Here is an 18,566-nt window from a genome sequence, read left to right as displayed (position 1 = left end):
ATTATAATAAGCTGTTTGGATTCATATCTATACTTACCCTTATATCATTATAAACATCTTTTAATAAATCATAAACTATTTTTCTCACACTTTCTCCAAATTCTCTAGTTATTTTTCCCTTTAAGATAATTTGCCACCTATAAAGTTCTTTAATCTTAGAAATTTGACAGGGGCATGGTCCTAACATTTTAATTTTATCATCTTTTTCTATTTTATTTTTTAAATAAATACCAACATTCTGTATACTTTTTATTAAGATATTCTCATTTTTACTACTCATGTTAATTAAAAGTATTTCTGAGAAAGGTGGATAATCCATAGTATATCTTATATTTATTTCTTCCTTATAAAAATTACTATAATCATTATCACAAGCATACCTAATACTATAATTGTCAGGATTATATGTTTGAACTATAACCTTCCCTGCCTTTTCTCCTCTACCTGCTCTTCCAGATACTTGAGTTATTAATTGAAAGGTTCTCTCCGTAGAGCGAAAATCTGGAAGATTTAAAGACAAATCTGCTGCAATAACTCCAACTAAGGTGACATTTTTAAAATCAAGACCCTTTGCTACCATTTGTGTGCCAATTAATATATCTGCTTTTCCAGCCTTAAAATCTTTATATATATTTTCATAAGAATTTTTGCTTCTTGTAGTGTCAAAATCCATTCTTAAGGTTTTTGCACTTGGAAAAACCTTATTTATCTCCTGTTCTATCTTTTCTGTTCCAACTCCAAAATATTTAACATATTTGCTACCGCATTTCGGACATGTATTAGGTATAAACTGTTTGCTTCCACAATAGTGGCATACAAGTCTTTTTCCTTCATGATGATATGTAAGAGATATATCACAATTATTACATTTAAATACATATCCACACTTTCTGCAGGAAACAAATGTAGAGTAACCTCTTCTATTCAAAAATAATATTATCTGCTCCTTCTTATTTAATCTATCTCCAATAAAATTATATAGATCCCTACTAAAAATTGATTTATTGTTACTCAAAAGTTCTTCTCTCATATCCACAATTTGAATTTCTGGCATAATTGCATTATCTGCTCTATTTTTTATTGTTATTAAGTCAATTTTACTCTTTTCACATTTATAATAACTCTCTATAGATGGTGTAGCTGATCCTAAAACTAATTTACAATCTCCCATATTGCATTTGAACTCTCCAATTTCCCTTGCATTATATTTCGGATTACTATCTGATTTATAGCTGCCTTCATGTTCTTCATCTATAACGATTAATCCTAAATTTTCAAAAGGAAGAAAGATCGCTGATCTAGCACCTATTGCAACCTTTACTTTTCCCATTTTCACTCGCAGCCACTCGTCATATCTCTCCCCCTCTGATAACTTACTATGAAATACACTTATATCTTTTCCAAATCGTCCTTTAAATCTTTCTACCATCTGAGGTGTAAGAGCAATTTCAGGAACTAGTATTATCGATTCCTTATTTTGTTCAATCATTTCACTTACCAAATGCATGTATATTTCAGTTTTACCACTGCCAGTTACTCCATGTAATAAAAATACTTTATCTTTAGATTTTAAAATTCTTTCTACTGCTTTTTGCTGTTTTTCATTTAATACTTTTGGAGAATATACTTCATACTGCTTTTCATTATACCTATTAACAATTTGTTTTTGCACTGCTAAAAACTCATTTTTAAGCATAGTATTTATAGACGATAGCGATAGATTAAATTCTTTGCTTAATGCAGTCTTAGTATAAATGCCATTATTGTTTTCCACAACTTTGTATATTGATATATATGGTTCCTTATCATATTTTCCATTAGGCTTACTTCCTAAATATATTAAAGCTTCACTCTTATTTTTTATTCCTTTAAAAATACCAGTAGGTATAAAAACTTTTATACATTCTAAATAAGTACAAAGGTATTTTTCTCTCATGTCTTTTATGAGTAGTAAATCTTTTTCAGTAAATACACTAAACGCTTCGCATATAGACTGTATTTCCTTAATATTACCTTTAGCATTTATATCCTCATATAGTTCTACAACAAATCCATCGATTTTCTTGTTCCCCATTCCAAAAGGTATCTTTACTCTAAATCCTACATACAATTTGTTCATTAAATTTTCTGGTATTTTATACGTAAAAATTTTATCTAGCTGTACAGAAGTATTATTTACTATAATTCCTGCATATCTATACACTTAATCACCCTTTATTGTTAAGTTTTAAAATTATAAATCCATAAACTAAGAGAGGCATTTACTTACGAAAAATCGTAAGTTCCAGCCCCTCTTTAAAAAATTACTTTTCATTTATTAAATCAAATAATTCCCTTGCTACCTGTCTCTTTGACATTTTCTCTAAAGGAATGTTTCTCCCATCACTACAAAGAATTGTCACTCTATTGTCGTCTGAAGCAAACCCTGTATCTGAGGCTGTAATATCATTTCCCAAGATATAATCAAGGTTTTTATTTTTTAATTTTTTTTCAGCATTTTGTAGCAAATCGTTACTTTCTGCTGCAAATCCCACAAGTATCTGATCTTTTTTTAATTGACCTAACTTCTTTAATATATCAGTACCTTTAATTAGTGTGAGATTAAATTCATCTGAAGCCTTCTTTATTTTTTGTTCAGAATACTGCTTTGGCTTATAGTCAGCAACAGCTGCTGCTTTTATTATGATGTCTTGCTCATTAAAATTATTAAGTACACCGTCCAGCATTTCATCAGTAGTTCTAACATTAATTACACTCATACCAAACGGAGGTTCTAAAGATGTTGGTCCCTTTACTAAGGTCACCTCTGCACCTCTATCCCTCGCCTCTTCTGCTATTGCATATCCCATTTTCCCAGAGGATCTATTAGTTATATATCTAACTGGATCAATTTGAGCTATTGTCGGCCCCGCAGTGACTAGTACTTTTTTTCCCAACAAATCCTTCTTATCATAAAGCATGCTTTCAATATGTTTTGATATTAACTCTGTATCTGCTAACTTACCTTCACCTTCATCTCCGCAAGCCAATCTCCCGCTCGCTGGATTTATAAATGTATATCCATATTCTCTAAGCTTACGAATATTGTCTTGAACAATAGAATTGTTATACATATTTGTATTCATAGCAGGAGCAAAAACTACAGGAGCCTTTGTTGCCATAATAGTAGTTGATAAAAGATCATCTGCTATCCCATTTGCAACCTTTCCTATAATATTAGCTGTAGCAGGAACCACCACCATCAGATCTGCTTTTTTAGCAAGGGATATATGTTGAATCTCCCATGCCTTTGGTTCACAAAACATGTCATAGTTTACAATATTCTGGCTTAAAGTTTGAAAACTTAAAGGATTTACAAACTTTGTAGCTGAATCAGTCATTATTACATGTATCTCGTAATCTTTCTTTTTTAATTTACTTACCACATCTAATGCCTTATATACAGCGATACCACCTGTTACTCCTATAACTACTGTTTTTTTATTTTTTGTCATTTTATTTAATACCTTCTCTTACTGTCTCATATGTTATTGCACCTTGGCTGATTTCATTAATTGATATTGTAACAGGTTTAGTTGAATTAGTTCTAACTAAAGGTTCTTCACCTTCTATTAGCTGTCTTGCCCTTTTAGCTGTCATAGTAACTAATGTATATCTATTATCAACCTTTTTTAGTAAATCCACTATTGATGGATCAATCATAGAGTTGTTCATGAATAATTCCCTCCTTGGAGTCTAATATTTTATCTTTAACTCTGTCAACTCTGCATCTTTCAGCAACAATTATGCTTTGTATTTTCTTTACTGCATCCTCTACCTTATCATTGACAACAGCATAATTATACTTAGATACATAGTTTATTTCTTTATACGCAGATTTAAATCTGGTCATAAGTGACTCAGGTGTTTCTGAGCCTCTATTTATTATTCTATTTTTAAGTTCTTCCATTGAAGGAGGAAGTATAAATATAAATACTCCTTCTGGATAACTTTCTTTTACTTTTAAAGCACCCTGAATATCTATTTCTAATATTACATCTTTACCACTTTCAATAGCTTGTAATGCTCTAGACTTTGGTGTTCCATAATAGTTTCCATAGACTTCAGCATATTCTAGAAAATCATCAATGTCTATCTTTTTTTTAAACTCCTCTTTAGTTAAAAAATGATAGTTTACACCATCTATTTCTCCTTGCCTGGGATTTCTCGTAGTTGCTGAAACCGAAATCCAAAAGTCACTTTCATTCATTAAAGCCTTACAAATGGTACCTTTTCCAGCCCCAGAAGGGCCGGATATTACGATTAAAAGACCTTTCATTACTCTTCAACCTCATTAACTTCTTCTTCTACCTCTTTAGAAGATAACCTATGTGCAACAGTTTCTGGTTGTACTGCCGAAAGTATGACATGGTCACTATCTGTAATTATAACTGCTCTTGTTCTTCTTCCATATGTAGCATCTATAAGCATACCTCTATCTCTAGCTTCTTGAATTATTCTTTTTATTGGAGCAGATTCTGGACTTACTATAGCTACTAATCTATTTGCTGATACAATGTTTCCAAATCCTATGTTTATTAATTTTATACTCATATATTTCCTCCTAATTGCTATTCAATGTTTTGAATTTGTTCTCTTATTTTTTCTATCTCATTTTTTATATTTAAAACAGAATTAGTTATTTCTAAATCATTTGCCTTAGAACCAATAGTATTTGTTTCTCTATTCATTTCTTGTAGAATAAAGTCAAGTTTTCTTCCTATAGGCTCATTTAAATTAAAAGTTTCTCTTAATTGTACCAAATGACTATTTAATCTAACTATTTCTTCATCGATACACGACTTATCACCAAATAGGGCAACTTCCATAGCTATCCTGTTTTCATCTATTTGATAATCCTGAAGTAATTCCTTTAGTCTTTCATTGAGCTTATCTTTATATTCAATTACTACAAATGGTGACCTTTTCTCTATTTTATCCAATAAATGCTTAATATAGTCACATTTAAGCAGTATATCATTTTTAAGTTTCAAACCTTCGTTTTGTCTCATTTCTACCAATAAATTCAAGGCTTCTTCAAGAGGAACAGAAAGAATCCTCCATACATTCTCTATATCTTCTTCTTCTTGTTTTAAAGTTATTACATCAGGAAACTTAGCAATAAGAGATATAGATATACCTTCTCTTATATCATATTTATCTTTTATCTTTCTTAAACACTCAACATAACTGTCTGCTAAACTTTCATCTAAAACTGCTTTTACTCCAACCTTTTCTTTATTGTTTTGAGTAATAAAAACATCAACTTTTCCACGGCTTATCTTCTCAAATATGACTTTTCTCATTCTATCTTCAAGAGATAGAAAAATTTTAGGCATTTTTATATTTAAATCACAATATCTATGATTTACACTCTTCATTTCTATAGTAAAGCTTCGCCCATCTTGCTCTATACTTCCCCTTCCGAAACCAGTCATGCTTTTTATCATTACTTTTTCATCCTTCCGTCTTTCCTTGTCAATTCATACTAATTATACATAAATGTTTATAATAATTGCAAGTTAAATTTATTTATATGTAATTTTTATTTAAATATTATATAATCCCTTTTCAAAAATCTCTTTTATCTCTTTAACATCGCTTGTTATTCCTAAAGAAAGCATTAATTTGATTCTAGCTTTCTGTCCTGGAAGGTTATCACCAAATATTACTCCCATGTTTCTTAGTTGTTTTCCTCCACCAGTATATCCATAAGTGTCTAAAACTCTTCCCTCAAAACATCTAGAAACCAACACTACAACTATTCCTTTATTTAAAGCTCTTTTAATTCCATCTATCATCTTAGGCGGTACATTCCCTCTTCCCATTCCTTCAATTACAATTCCTTCATCACCTTGATCAATACAAAAATCTATAAATCTTGAATCAATGCCCGAAACACATTTTATAAGACTAACTTTTGTTTCGATTATTTCTGTATCTATATGATGTCTTGTTAAATTATCTCTATAAAAAATAACCTGGTTGTTATCTACTATCCCCAGCGGACCAAAACCCGGGCTCCTAAAGGCGCTTAAGCTCATCGAATTGGCTTTAGTTACTTCTGACGCTGAATTCAATTCTCCATTTAAGCACACTAATACGCCTTTTCCACAAGCTTCCGTAGAAATTGCAGTACAGATAGCAGCCGATAGATTAGCTGGCCCATCGTAACCTAACTCTGAACTACTTCTCATAGCGCCTGTCACTATTACAGGTTTATTATTTTTTATTGTTAAATCTAAAAGATATGCAGTTTCTTCTAGTGAATCTGTACCATGTGTTACTATCACACCACTTATATCATCTCTATTTAGTAAATCTTTTACATATTTTGATAACTTCATCATATCATCAGGAGTTACAAAAGGACTTGGTACATTAGAAAAATTATATGATTCTATATTAGCATATTTTTCAATTCCTGTTACCATTGCAATTATTTCTTCTCCACTAAGACTTGGAACTGCTGCCTGAACTCTTGGATCTACTTTCATTGATATTGTTCCACCATTAAAAACTATAGCAACTTTTTTCACGAAAGACTCCTCCTTAAAACCTCTTATCTTTCTATTATAATCTAATATTAAGCATTTTTCATAATTTTTATTAGAATTTATCAATTTTATTTATAAAGCCTATGAATTTAAAATTCATAGGCTTTATAGGTTTACTTTCTCGTTTAACCTTATAATATAATACAGATTAATCCTCCATTGCCTTCATTAATTATTTTTTGAAGAGTTCTCTGTATTTTTATCTGCACATCTTCAGGCATCTTGTACAGTTTATTCTGCAACCCCTCTTTAACAAGTATCTCTAAGGACTTTCCAAACATATTGCTTTGCCATATCTTTGAAGGATCATTTTCAAATTGCTCGAGTAAAGATTTAACCATTTCCTCACTTTCTCTTTCAGTTCCCATTATAGGTGAAACTTCAGTCTCTATATCCGCTCTTATAAAGTGAAGAGAAGGTGCACTAGCTTTCAATTTTATACCCGTTCTATTCCCTTGTTTTACTATTTCAGGTTCCTCAAGTTTCATTTCCGTTAGCTGAGGAGCCACTAATCCATATCCTGTTTCTCTTACGTCTCTTAAAGCTTCTGCTACCTTATCATATTCAATCTTTGCATTATGCATCTGCTTTACTATTTCAAGTAAGTCACTTTCTCCATTTAATTCGCTTCCGCAAACTTCGCTTAATATCCTATAAAACATATCTTCTTTTGGTTTTAGATCTATTCTCGCAGTACCTTCTCCCATGTTAACTTCTTTAACACTAGATGTCCCCAAGAATTCCACATCTGCAAAGCCTTCTAAAGATTTACCTATATCTCTAACTTTAAATATGTTCTTGCACATATTTTTTACTAAATCAATAAAATCTACTTTTAACCAATGGGTTGCTTCTAACTTTTCTATCCATTCAGGCATATCAATATTTATCTCTTTTATAGGAAATTCTTTAAGTATTCTCTGGAATACGTTCGTTACATCTTCCTCTTTCATGTTAAGTACATCCATTGTTTGAACAGGAATATCATATTTTTCTTCTAAATCCCTTTTCAAATTCATGCTTTCGGGGCTATAAGGTTGTTGTGAATTTAAAATCATTATAAATGGTTTATTTATAGACTTAAGTTCATTTACAACTCTTTCTTCAGCTTCTACGTAATCTTCTCTACTTATGTCTGTAATTGACCCATCTGTAGTTATTACTAATCCTATTGTCGAATGCTCATTTATAACCTTTTTCGTTCCAATTTCTGCAGCTTCTTCAAAAGGAATTTCGTAATCATACCATGGTGTAGTTACCATTTTTGTATTTTCGCCTTCCATATATCCTAATGCATTTTTAACGATATATCCTACACAATCTACCATTCTTACTTTAAATTTAGTATTTTCATTCAAACTTACCTCTACAGCCTCATTAGGTACAAATTTAGGTTCTGTCGTATGAATCGATTTTCCTGATGCGCTTTGAGGTAGTTCATCTTTAGCTCTTTGCTTTTTATAACCATTCTCAATATTAGGCAGTACCATAAGCTCCATAAATCTTTTTATAAAGGTAGATTTACCAGTTCTTACAGGCCCCACCACCCCTACGTAAATATCTCCTTGTGTTCTTTCTGCAATATCTTTGTATATATCAAAGTTCTCCAAAATATTCCCCCCAGTAATCTAATATTAACAGTATATATATATTGGTTATATACAAACAATATTACTAAAATGAAATAAAAATTTGAGGTTAAAAAATAATAAAGAGCATTTAGCAAATATTTCAAAATATCGCTAGACACTCCTTATTACTAATAACCTTCGTGTTTTTTATCTCTTGTCATTAATTCATAGACACCATATTTACAATCTTTCTTCTCAAATAGCACCTTATATAAAATATCTGTAATTGGCATAGAAACTCTCAACTCTTCTTTAAGATCATAAAAAGCTTTGCATGCCTTTATCCCTTCTACCACCATACCAATTTCTTCTACAGCCTCTTCAACAGTTGCTCCTTTTCCTATTAATATTCCAGCTCTTCTATTCCTACTATGCATACTAGTACAGGTAACAATTAAGTCTCCCATACCAGTAAGACCTGAAAACGTTTCTGGTTTTCCACCAAGACTTGTTCCTATTCTTACAATTTCACTCATTCCTCTAGTCATAAGAGCAGCCTTTGTGTTATCTCCATAGCCAATACCATCTGACACTCCTGCCGCAAGAGCAATTATATTTTTAACGGCTCCACCAATCTCCACGCCTATTATATCTTCATTGGTGTATACTCTAAATTTGTTCGTCATAAACAAATCCTGTACTTTTTCCGCATATTTCATGTTTTCAGAGGTTACTACAACAGTAGTTGGTATATCTTGAGCAACTTCTTCAGCATGACTTGGACCTGATAATATTACTATAGGATTGTGTGGTAATTCTTCTTTAATAACCTGTGAAAGTCTCTTTTTACTCTCTTCTTCTATACCTTTAGCTATACTTATTATTATTTGATTATCATTAATAAAACTTTTCGCTTTTCTACATATTTGCCTTACAGCATGAGAAGGAACAGATAACACAATATAACTGCTACCTGAAATGGACTCATTTATATCCTCAAAGGCTTCTAATCCAAATGGAATTACTGTGCCATGCAAATATTTTATGTTTTCTCTCTTTATATTAATATCATCTACTACTTCTTTTTTTCTATCCCAAACTTTAGTTTGAATTCCTTTTTTCACAAGCATCACAGCTAAGGCTGTTCCAAAACTTCCTCCGCCTAAAAAAGTAACTCCTAGGCACATAGACTATTCCTTCCTTTCTCTAAACTCCAATTTTATACCTGTCCCTGTAAAATCAAAATTCTCCCTTAACTGATTTTCTAAATATCTCTCATAAGAAAAATGAATACAAGTTTGATCATTTACAAAAAACACGAAGGTAGGTGGTTTTACTCCAGTTTGAGTTACATAGTAAATTTTAAGTCTTTTTGTTCCAACAATTGGTGGTTCCTTCATCATTACAACCTTACTTATAACATCATTTAAGACACCTGTTTTTATTCTCTTTGTGTAGCTTTCATAGCAAGTCTTAACAGCATCAAAAACCTTCTGTACTCTTTGACCTGTCTTGGCTGATATAAACAAATAATTTGCATAAGGCATAAAAGATAAATTTGTTTTAATCATTTTTTTATACTCATCCATAGTTTTGGTGTCTTTTTCCACAAGATCCCATTTGTTTACAATTACTATTATAGCTTTATTCATCTCATGAGCATACCCAATAATTTTCTCATCTTGTTCAGTAACTCCATGAGTTGCATCCAGCATTAATATACACACATCTGCCCTTTCAATAGCAGTATAGGTTCTTATAACACTGTATCTTTCTATTTCCTCTTTAACCTTACTTTTTCTTCTTAATCCAGCTGTATCTACTAGTATAAACTTTCCTGCCTCTGTCTCTAAATAGCTATCGATAGCATCTCTGGTAGTTCCCGGTATGTCACTTACAATGACTCTATCTTCTCCTAGAAGTCTATTAATAAGAGAAGACTTACCAACATTTGGTTTTCCAACAAAAGCTATTCTTATATATTCATCTTCTTCCTCTTCGAGGGCAGCTTCATCAAAGTTCTCTACTATTCTATCAAGCATATCCCCTAGTCCAAGACCTTGTGATGCAGATATAGTTATAGGCTCACCTATTCCTAAATTATAGAATTCATATGCATTATCCTCTTCTTTTAAACTATCAACCTTATTTACAACAAGCACTATTGGTTTTTTGCTTTTTCTAAGCATTTGTGCCACTTCTCTATCTGCTGCTGTAAGACCTTCTTTACCATCTACTATAAATACTATTACATCAGCAGTTTCTATAGCAATTTGTGCTTGCCTCCTCATTTGTGAAATAATAATGTCATTACTTTCTGGTTCAATACCACCTGTATCAATTATTGTAAAATTATATTTAAGCCACTCAGCTTGTGCATAAACTCTATCTCTAGTTACTCCAGGAGTGTCCTCCACTATAGATATTCTGTGTCCTGCTAATTTATTAAATAATGTAGATTTTCCTACATTAGGTCTTCCAACTATTGCAACTATTGGTTTTCCCATATTTTATACCTCCTCGCAGTGTTTATTTATTATACTTATTAAATCTTCTCCAGTATAATCACATAGTAATATTTTTCTTTTTAAAGTTTTTCCTAATTCATCAACAGTAACATTATCTAAAAATACTTTCTCTATATCTGAAGCTAATTCATATCCTTTTCTAATCATACAATCTGGAATTATAATATAATTTCCTAATTCTTTTCCTCTTAACTGTTCAATTATATCAGTGGCTGTTATAAGACCAGCTACTGTTATAGTTTCACCAAAAAAATTATTAATTATTTTCTCTACATTTATTCTTACTTTAGAGTTTACTTCCATTATAATATTAGCGGCTTTTTCAACTTCATTGTAAGCTAGTTCTCCTGTTACTATTGTAAAAGAGCTTTCTATATTTTTTTTCAAATCTATAACAGACTCTTTTATATTATCCCTAAAAATTCTTGTTACTCCAACACCATCTTCCAGCTGCTTGAAGCCATCATAGAATTCACTGTTAGGGATCTTTTCTTGTGCTAAAATGTAGAATTCATCTGACATTCTTACAAAAGGAACTCCTATTTCTTTTACATATTTTTCTTGCAATTTAGACACTAGATTCAACTGTTTAGATGCTGTTTCCTTATTGTATAAATCTATATTATAAAGTCCTTCTCTAAATTTAGTTGCACCTACAGGGACTACTGCTAAGTTTTCCACATTAGGATATAACTTATATAAATCTCCAATAGTTTTCTCTAATTCATTGTTATCATTTATTCCTGGGCATAAGACTATTTGGCAATTTATTTTAATACCTGCACTTGCCATTCTTTTTAATATGTCATATACTCTACCTGCAAATTTGTTATTTAGCATTTTAATTCTAAGCTCTGGATTGGTAGTATGTACTGAAACATTTATAGGACTTATTTTATACTTTACTATTCTATCTATGTCATCTTCACTCATGTTGGTTAAAGTTACAAAATTGCCTTGAAGAAAAGCTAACCTAGAATCATCATCTTTGAAATAAAGAGTTTCTCTCATTCCTTTTGGTAACTGATCAATAAAGCAAAAAATACATTTATTATGACAACTTTTAGGTTTATCCAATATAGCATCCTTAAACTGTACTCCTAAATCCTCATCATATTCTTTTTCTATCTCAAGCTCCCATATCTCTCCATTTTTTTTCTGTACTTCTATGTTAACATATTCATCACAAATTAAATACTTATAATCAATAATATCCTCAACAGCTTTTCCATTAATACTTAATAGACAATCTCCAATTTCTATTTCCATTTCTTCTGCAATGCTTCCTATTTCTATTACTGAAATTTCATTTTTCATATATTCAACCCCTTTAATAACAATCAGCTATTAACAAATAGACTATAAAAACTTATATACTGACGCTATATTACATTTAGTAATATTACCTTAATATGCTTATTTAGTCAATGCATAATAAAAAACCCTTCTAAAAATCAGAAGAGTTTTCGTCATAAAACTATATTAAATTTAAAACAACTAAAATCCCGCCTGCAACTAGCGCTGATATTGGTATAGTAAGCACCCAAGCTGTTACAATTTCTTTAGCTACAGCCCATCTTACTGCTGAAAGTCTTTTTGAAGCCCCAACTCCCATTATAGACCCAGTAATTATATGAGTTGTACTTACTGGCGCATTGAACATTGTTGCACTAAAAATTACCGCTGATGCTCCTATTTCTGCAGTAAAACCATTAACCGGAGCAATCTTAGCCATTCTTGAACCCATAGTTTTAATAATCTTCTTACCACCAAGACTTGTTCCAAGCGCCATAGCTAAGGCACAACAAATCTTAACCCAAGTCGGAACAGCAAACTGAGGTATCATACCTCCGCTAACAAGAGCCATTGTGATAATACCCATTGATTTTTGTGCATCATTACCACCATGATTTAATGCTATAAGCATAGCTGAAAATATTTGAGCTTTTGAAAAAATCTTTGTAACAGTTGACGGTCTTGCACTTTTAACATTTAATATTCCATTTATAATACTCATAAGTATAAAACCTATAATAAATCCGATTACTGGTGACAATATAAGCCAAAGTATAACCTTCCAGAATAAACTAGCCCAGTTAACTATAGTAAAAGAATGGTTAAACACTACGGCTGAACCAATCAACCCACCAATTAGGGCATGAGAAGAACTACTTGGTATTCCAAAATACCAGGTTATTATGTTCCATATTATTGCACCTAGTAAAGCAGCTACTATAACCTTTAAAACTATATGATTAGGATCTACAATTCCACTTCCAATAGTTTTAGCAACTTTTACATTCATGAATGCTCCAGCAAAGTTCATTATTGCAGACATAAATACAGCCTGCTTTAAGGTCAATACTCTAGTTGATACAGAACATGCTATAGCGTTAGCACTGTCATGAAAACCATTAATAAAGTCAAAAACCAATGCTACTACAACTATAACAGCAGTTATAACAATAGTACTACTAAGCATTTTTCATTACTACTCCTTCTACAACATTAGCTAAATCTTCACAAGCATCTAATGTATCTTCAAGATATTGATAAATCTCTCTCCATTTAATTACTTCAATAACTTCGATATCGCTTCTAAATAGATCCATTATGGCCTTTCTTGAAACCTTATCACCGTCTTCTTCTAGTCTGTTAATTTCTATAATTTTTTTAGGTAATTCTTTGCTAGTTTTCATGTTTTTGAACTCTTCCATTAATGTTATTAACTCTTCACAACATTTAACTATCATTTCACTTAGCATCTCAGCCTCTTTTGTACAATTACTTACATTAAGCATAACAAATCTACTCGCCGCTGATTCTATTAGGTCTATGACATCATCCATATCTTTTGCAATAACATAAATATCTTCTCTGTCAAAAGGTGTTATAAAGGTCTTATTTAATTGTTCTAGTATCTCATGTTGTTTTTTATCTCCCTCATGCTCGATATCCTTAAGTTTCTTGAGATTCTCTTCTGAGTTATCCAAATCTTTCAGAAATTCCACAAGCATATTAGACGCCTTATACGCAATTTTTGCAACATCGATAAAATAATCATAAAATTTGTCTTCTTTTGGAGTTAAGTTAAACATTTTATACCTCCTAATGTTGAAATTATATATTCGACCTTATAAAGTATAACATAAAATTAACTAAAGTAAAATATAATTTTAACATTCGCCATTTATGTAAACGTTATACATTTCATAAAATAATAAAATGTATTATTTTATAACCTTTTTTGACAAAATATCACTTAAAATTAGTACCTTTTAATTTTTTTTATTATTTTCTTTAATTTATGTATTGTTTTTTTCTATATTTTTTCAAATAAAAAAGTCAGTTTTTTTCAAAACTGACTTTTAATTTACTTATTCATTAAGATCTTTTTGTTCACCAGTTACTAAATATATAGTCCATTCACATATATTAGTTGCATGGTCTGCAATTCTCTCTAAGTATTTACATACAAATAAAAGTTGAGTTATCTGATTGACATTTTTTAAATCTTTTGATGCTATCGTTAAAAGTTCATTGAAAATATTCTTATATAACTCATCTATTTCGTCATCTAATTTACATGCTGCATATGCATTCTCTACATCTGCTGCAACATAAGCATCCAAGGAACTTTTTATCATAGAGTTAACCATTACAGCCATCTTAGGAATATCTATTAGTTCTTTAATATATTTCTCATTTTTTAGTCTTAAGGTTATTTTCGCTATATCAACTGCATAATCTGCCATCCTTTCAAGGTCTGTAACTAATTTAGTAGTAGTAAATATAGTTCTTAAATCTCTAGCAAGCGGCTGCTCTTTAGCTGTTAGTTTGATACATTTATCCTCAATATCTCTATTAAGTTTATCTACCAAATCATCATTTTTAATAATTTGCTGTGCCAGTTCCTCATCTTGTTTAACTAAAGCTTCCATGCATTGATGTATTTGTTTTTCTACTATACTTCCCATTCTTAATAAATCATTGTGCAATTCCTCTAATGCTAAATCAAAACCTGTTCTTGTCATAATATCACCTCTTTTATCGAATACTATATCTATATTACCATATATTTTATAGTATTTAACTAATATTCTATCCAAATCTTCCAGTTATATAATCTTCTGTTCTCTTATCCTTAGGCTTATAGAAAATACCTTCTGTCTTTCCATCTTCTACAATTTCACCATTTAAGAAAAAAGCTGTATAATCCGATATTCTACCTGCTTGCTGCATATTATGTGTAACAATTATTATTGTATATTTTTTCTTTAACTCATCCATTAATTCCTCTATTTTTAAAGTAGAAATTGGATCTAATGCTGAAGTCGGCTCATCCATAAGTAATACTTCTGGTTCTACAGCAAGAGTTCTTGCTATACATAATCTTTGCTGTTGTCCTCCTGAAAGTCCTAATGCACTTTTATTTAATCTGTCGTTAACTTCCTCCCAAAGTGCAGCGCCTTTTAAACTATTTTCCACTAATGCATCTAATTTGCTTTTATCTTTTATTCCATGAATTCTAGGACCATATGCTATGTTATCATATATTGACATTGGAAATGGATTAGGCTTTTGAAAAACCATACCTACTCTCTTTCTTAACTCTATAACATCACAATCTTTATATATATCTTGACCTTCAAAAAAAACTTCTCCTTCTATTTTTACAGATTCAATCAAGTCGTTCATTCTATTAAGAGTTCTTAAAAAAGTTGACTTTCCGCATCCTGATGGACCTATTAAAGCCGTAACTGCGTTTTTTTCTATATCCAAATTAATCTTTTTTAAAGCTTGAGTATTTCCATAATATAAGTCAAGATTATTAGTTTGCATTATGCCCATATAGCTTCCTCCTTATTTCTTACCTGCATATAGTTGATATATTTTTTTACCGAATATTCTAGCAGATATGTTAAATACTAATACCATTATAATCAAAACAGCTGATGCTCTATTAGCTATTTGTGCAGCATCTGGAACCATTCCTTCCGAATTTAGTTTCCATATATAAACAGCTAAAGTCTCTGCAGGTCTCATAACACTAAAGGGTGATGTTTTCTCAACTAAACTAAAATTATTGAAATGAAGTATTGGCGCACTCATACCTGCCGTATAAAGTAAAGCTGCAGCTTCACCAAATATTCTTCCAGCTGCAAGTATTACTCCCGTTAAAATTTGAGGAATAGCTGAAGGAAGGATAACCTTTGTAATAGTTTGCCACTGCGTTGCCCCAAGTCCTAAGCTCGCTTCTTTAACTGGTTTTCCAGCCTCTTTTATAGCATTTTCACTTACTCTTGTAAGTGCCGGTAAGTTTAGAACCGTTATAGCCAGCGCACCTGAAAGTAAAGTAAATCCCCATTTAGTCATGTCAACAAATACCAAAAGACCAAATAAACCAACAACTATAGATGGCAAAGATGCCATAGTCTCTATACATAACCTTATAAATCTTAGCAAAAACCCTTCCTTTGCATATTCAGCTAAGTATATTCCTGCTCCAACTCCAAAAGGTATTGTTATAATCAAAGAGATAATTAGCATATAGAAAGAATTAAAGAGTTGAGGTCCAATTCCTCCACCAGCTTCTCCAATTTTTGGATTTCCGAATAAGAAGGATGGCTTTAAACAGTCTCCTCCTTTAAACAATATATATCCAATTAAGAACACTAGAAGAGCTACTACAAGTCCAGATATAATATATAGAATAATAGTCCATATTTTGTCCTTTAACTTAGCATTCATTATTTAATATCACCTCTTTTTCCGATAGCTCTTATTATTAATATGAATATGAATGATATAATTAGCAGTAATAATGCAAGAGACCATAAAGCGTCATTCCATGCTGTTCCTCCTACTGTATTTCCCATATCCATAGTAATAATGCTTGTTAACGTAGTTGTAGGACTTAATAAGTTTTTAGCAAACTTTACTGAATTTCCTATAACCATTTGCACTGCTAAAGCTTCACCAAATGCCCTGGCAAGGCCTAAAACTACGCCCGTTAAAATTCCATTTTTAGCTGCTGGCACTATAACCTTACTTATTGTCTGCCATCTTGTTGATCCTAATCCATAAGAAGCTTCTAAATAACTTTTAGGAACTACTCTAACCGCATCCGCAGATATACTCGCTATAGTTGGAAGTATCATTATACTTAAAACTAATATACCTGCTATTAAACTAAAACCTATTCCTCCAAATCCTTTTTTTATAAATGGCAATAACACACTAAATCCAATCCAACCATATACTACTGACGGAATTCCAACAAATAATTCCAGTGCAGGTTGAAGTACTTTTGTTCCAATATCAGGAGATATATAGTTTATAAATATTGCTAATGCGATACTTATAGGAGCACTTATAATCACAGCTCCTATAGAAACAAGGGTAGAACCTGTAATAAATATAAGGGCGCCTAATTTAGGCTTATCGCTGTCAGGGCTCCACTGTGATCCAAACAAAAAGTCTGTTAGCGAATATCCATGCTTAATAAAGGTACTCAATCCCTTTGATGCCACAAAAGCTATTATACTAATAGTTAAAATTATTATTAATAAACCGCATAATAAAGCAAATCCTCTTCCTATATATTCGCTCTTTAATTTTTGCCATAAAGTCCTTTCCTTCATATTACCAACCTCTACTCTTTAATATTTTTATTTTAATAATAGCCTACTTGATTCAGTAAAATCCTTCAGCTTTTATGCAAAGTTAAGACTACTAATCATATCAATTCTTAATTTTGCATAGAAGCTGAGTAGTTAAATCCTATTTATTGTAATATTTTTTTACAATAAATAGGATTTAAACAGCTGGCCGTTTTAGCGACCAGCCAACAAATTATTTAACCTTCATATCGCTTGATGGAATATATCCTAATTTTTCAACTAAAGCTTTATTTTCTTCGCTTCCCATGTAATCAATAAATGCTTTTGCTAAATCCTTAGCTTCACCTTTAGTATACATATGCTCATATGACCAGAAAGGGTATTTACCAGTTGTTATGTTCTCTTTATTTGCTTCTATTCCATCTATTTTCATCACTTTTAAGTTTTTCTTAACATCTTCAGTTATATATGATAAAGCTAAGTAACTTATAGAACCCTTTGTAGACGTAATTGATTTCTCTACACTACCATTTGAATCCTGAGTTATTCCTAGTCCTTCCTTTTCATCTTTTCCACTCATTACAGTGTCCTTAAATGTTGCTCTAGTACCAGATGACTTAGTTCTATTTATTACACTTATAGATAAATCATCTCCACCAACCTGTTTCCAGTTAGTTATTTCACCAGTAAATATTTTTTGTATTTGATCTTTAGTTAAATTCTCTACCTTTACATCACTATTAGCTACTACTGCAAATCCAATTGCACAAACCTTATGATCAACTAATTCCTTAGCTTTGTCCTTATCTAATTTTGTTTCCGCTGCGACATCAGAGTTTCCTATATCGGCTGTTCCTTCTGAAACCAATTTTAACCCTGTTCCACTTCCTCCACCTTGTACATTAATTGTAGCTCCTGAATTTTTTTGTGTGAATTGTTTTCCTGCTTGCTCAGCTAGTGGTTGAAGTGCAGTTGATCCTGCAAGAGTTATTGAACCTGATACTTGTTTATTACTGCTTCCAGAATTTGATGCTTCTTGTTTGGATCCACATCCAACAAAAGCTCCTGCCATGACTGTTATTGCCATAGCTGCTATGATAACTTTTAAACTTTTTTTCTTCATTATAATAAACCCTCCTCGAAATTTGTGTGCTTGTTTCGTACATGTATTATAATATACCCCTAACGTTAACCTATTATTATACTCATGTTAATTAAACTTAACATTAAAAATGTGTTTATTTAATA

18 protein-coding genes are annotated in these 18,566 nt (G+C 31.3%); all 18 read right to left on the bottom strand.

Annotation, left to right across the window (positions count from 1 at the left end):
• Position 1: 1 nt before the first annotated feature.
• Positions 2–2,203 (bottom strand): primosomal protein N', encoded by a 2,202-nt coding sequence (gene priA / locus I6U48_RS03265; protein ID WP_218318971.1) that lies wholly within the window; start codon positions 2,201–2,203, stop codon positions 2–4.
• Positions 2,204–2,303: 100 nt separating this feature from the next.
• Positions 2,304–3,494 (bottom strand): bifunctional phosphopantothenoylcysteine decarboxylase/phosphopantothenate--cysteine ligase CoaBC, encoded by a 1,191-nt coding sequence (gene coaBC / locus I6U48_RS03260; RefSeq protein WP_218318970.1) that lies wholly within the window; start codon positions 3,492–3,494, stop codon positions 2,304–2,306.
• 1 nt (position 3,495) lies between these two features.
• A complete protein-coding gene (gene rpoZ, locus I6U48_RS03255) occupies positions 3,496–3,714 on the bottom strand; it encodes a DNA-directed RNA polymerase subunit omega (protein ID WP_218318969.1) in 219 nt (72 codons plus the stop codon).
• On the bottom strand, positions 3,695–4,318 hold the full coding sequence (gene gmk / locus I6U48_RS03250) for a guanylate kinase (RefSeq protein WP_218318968.1): 624 nt from the start codon (positions 4,316–4,318) through the stop codon (positions 3,695–3,697). Before gmk ends, rpoZ begins: the two co-directional genes overlap by 20 nt.
• Positions 4,318–4,593 carry an extracellular matrix/biofilm regulator RemA gene (remA, locus tag I6U48_RS03245; protein WP_218318967.1) on the bottom strand — a complete coding sequence of 92 codons (276 nt, stop codon included), beginning with the start codon at positions 4,591–4,593 and terminating at the stop codon, positions 4,318–4,320. The genes gmk and remA overlap by 1 nt, the downstream gene beginning before the upstream one ends.
• Positions 4,594–4,610: 17 nt before the next feature.
• Entirely contained in the window at positions 4,611–5,489 is an 879-nt protein-coding gene (locus tag I6U48_RS03240) for a YicC/YloC family endoribonuclease (protein WP_218318966.1), read from the bottom strand.
• 99 nt (positions 5,490–5,588) lie between these two features.
• Complete coding sequence (locus tag I6U48_RS03235; RefSeq protein WP_218318965.1) at positions 5,589–6,578, bottom strand: asparaginase; 990 nt, start codon at positions 6,576–6,578, stop codon at positions 5,589–5,591.
• Between the two features lie 149 nt (positions 6,579–6,727).
• A complete protein-coding gene (spoIVA, locus tag I6U48_RS03230; protein ID WP_218318964.1) occupies positions 6,728–8,206 on the bottom strand; it encodes a stage IV sporulation protein A in 1,479 nt (492 codons plus the stop codon).
• A 149-nt stretch (positions 8,207–8,355) separates the two neighbouring features.
• A complete protein-coding gene (locus I6U48_RS03225; protein ID WP_218318963.1) occupies positions 8,356–9,354 on the bottom strand; it encodes an NAD(P)H-dependent glycerol-3-phosphate dehydrogenase in 999 nt (332 codons plus the stop codon).
• Between the two features lie 3 nt (positions 9,355–9,357).
• On the bottom strand, positions 9,358–10,674 hold the full coding sequence (gene der / locus I6U48_RS03220) for a ribosome biogenesis GTPase Der (RefSeq protein ID WP_218318962.1): 1,317 nt from the start codon (positions 10,672–10,674) through the stop codon (positions 9,358–9,360).
• 3 nt (positions 10,675–10,677) lie between these two features.
• Positions 10,678–12,012, bottom strand: coding sequence for a DUF512 domain-containing protein (locus I6U48_RS03215; protein WP_218318961.1), 1,335 nt, complete (start codon positions 12,010–12,012; stop codon positions 10,678–10,680).
• A 160-nt stretch (positions 12,013–12,172) separates the two neighbouring features.
• A complete protein-coding gene (locus I6U48_RS03210) occupies positions 12,173–13,177 on the bottom strand; it encodes an inorganic phosphate transporter (protein ID WP_218318960.1) in 1,005 nt (334 codons plus the stop codon).
• Positions 13,170–13,793 (bottom strand): DUF47 domain-containing protein, encoded by a 624-nt coding sequence (locus I6U48_RS03205; RefSeq protein WP_218318959.1) that lies wholly within the window; start codon positions 13,791–13,793, stop codon positions 13,170–13,172. The genes I6U48_RS03210 and I6U48_RS03205 overlap by 8 nt, the downstream gene beginning before the upstream one ends.
• A 279-nt stretch (positions 13,794–14,072) precedes the next feature.
• Positions 14,073–14,729 carry a phosphate signaling complex protein PhoU gene (phoU, locus tag I6U48_RS03200; protein ID WP_218318958.1) on the bottom strand — a complete coding sequence of 219 codons (657 nt, stop codon included), beginning with the start codon at positions 14,727–14,729 and terminating at the stop codon, positions 14,073–14,075.
• Positions 14,730–14,796: 67 nt separating this feature from the next.
• Entirely contained in the window at positions 14,797–15,546 is a 750-nt protein-coding gene (gene pstB, locus I6U48_RS03195) for a phosphate ABC transporter ATP-binding protein PstB (protein WP_218318957.1), read from the bottom strand.
• Positions 15,547–15,558: 12 nt separating this feature from the next.
• Positions 15,559–16,446, bottom strand: coding sequence for a phosphate ABC transporter permease PstA (pstA, locus tag I6U48_RS03190; RefSeq protein ID WP_218318956.1), 888 nt, complete (start codon positions 16,444–16,446; stop codon positions 15,559–15,561).
• Positions 16,446–17,339 (bottom strand): phosphate ABC transporter permease subunit PstC, encoded by an 894-nt coding sequence (pstC, locus tag I6U48_RS03185; RefSeq protein ID WP_218318955.1) that lies wholly within the window; start codon positions 17,337–17,339, stop codon positions 16,446–16,448. The genes pstA and pstC overlap by 1 nt, the downstream gene beginning before the upstream one ends.
• A gap of 211 nt (positions 17,340–17,550) precedes the next feature.
• Positions 17,551–18,441 carry a phosphate ABC transporter substrate-binding protein gene (locus tag I6U48_RS03180; RefSeq protein WP_218318954.1) on the bottom strand — a complete coding sequence of 297 codons (891 nt, stop codon included), beginning with the start codon at positions 18,439–18,441 and terminating at the stop codon, positions 17,551–17,553.
• Between the last annotated feature and the right edge of the window lie 125 nt (positions 18,442–18,566).

Source organism: Clostridium thailandense, from assembly GCF_019207025.1.
Classification (GTDB): Bacteria; Bacillota; Clostridia; order Clostridiales; family Clostridiaceae; genus Clostridium_AM; species Clostridium_AM thailandense.
The sequence above is the reverse complement of the archived record's forward strand: the minus strand, read 5'-3'. Positions and strand labels throughout refer to the sequence as shown.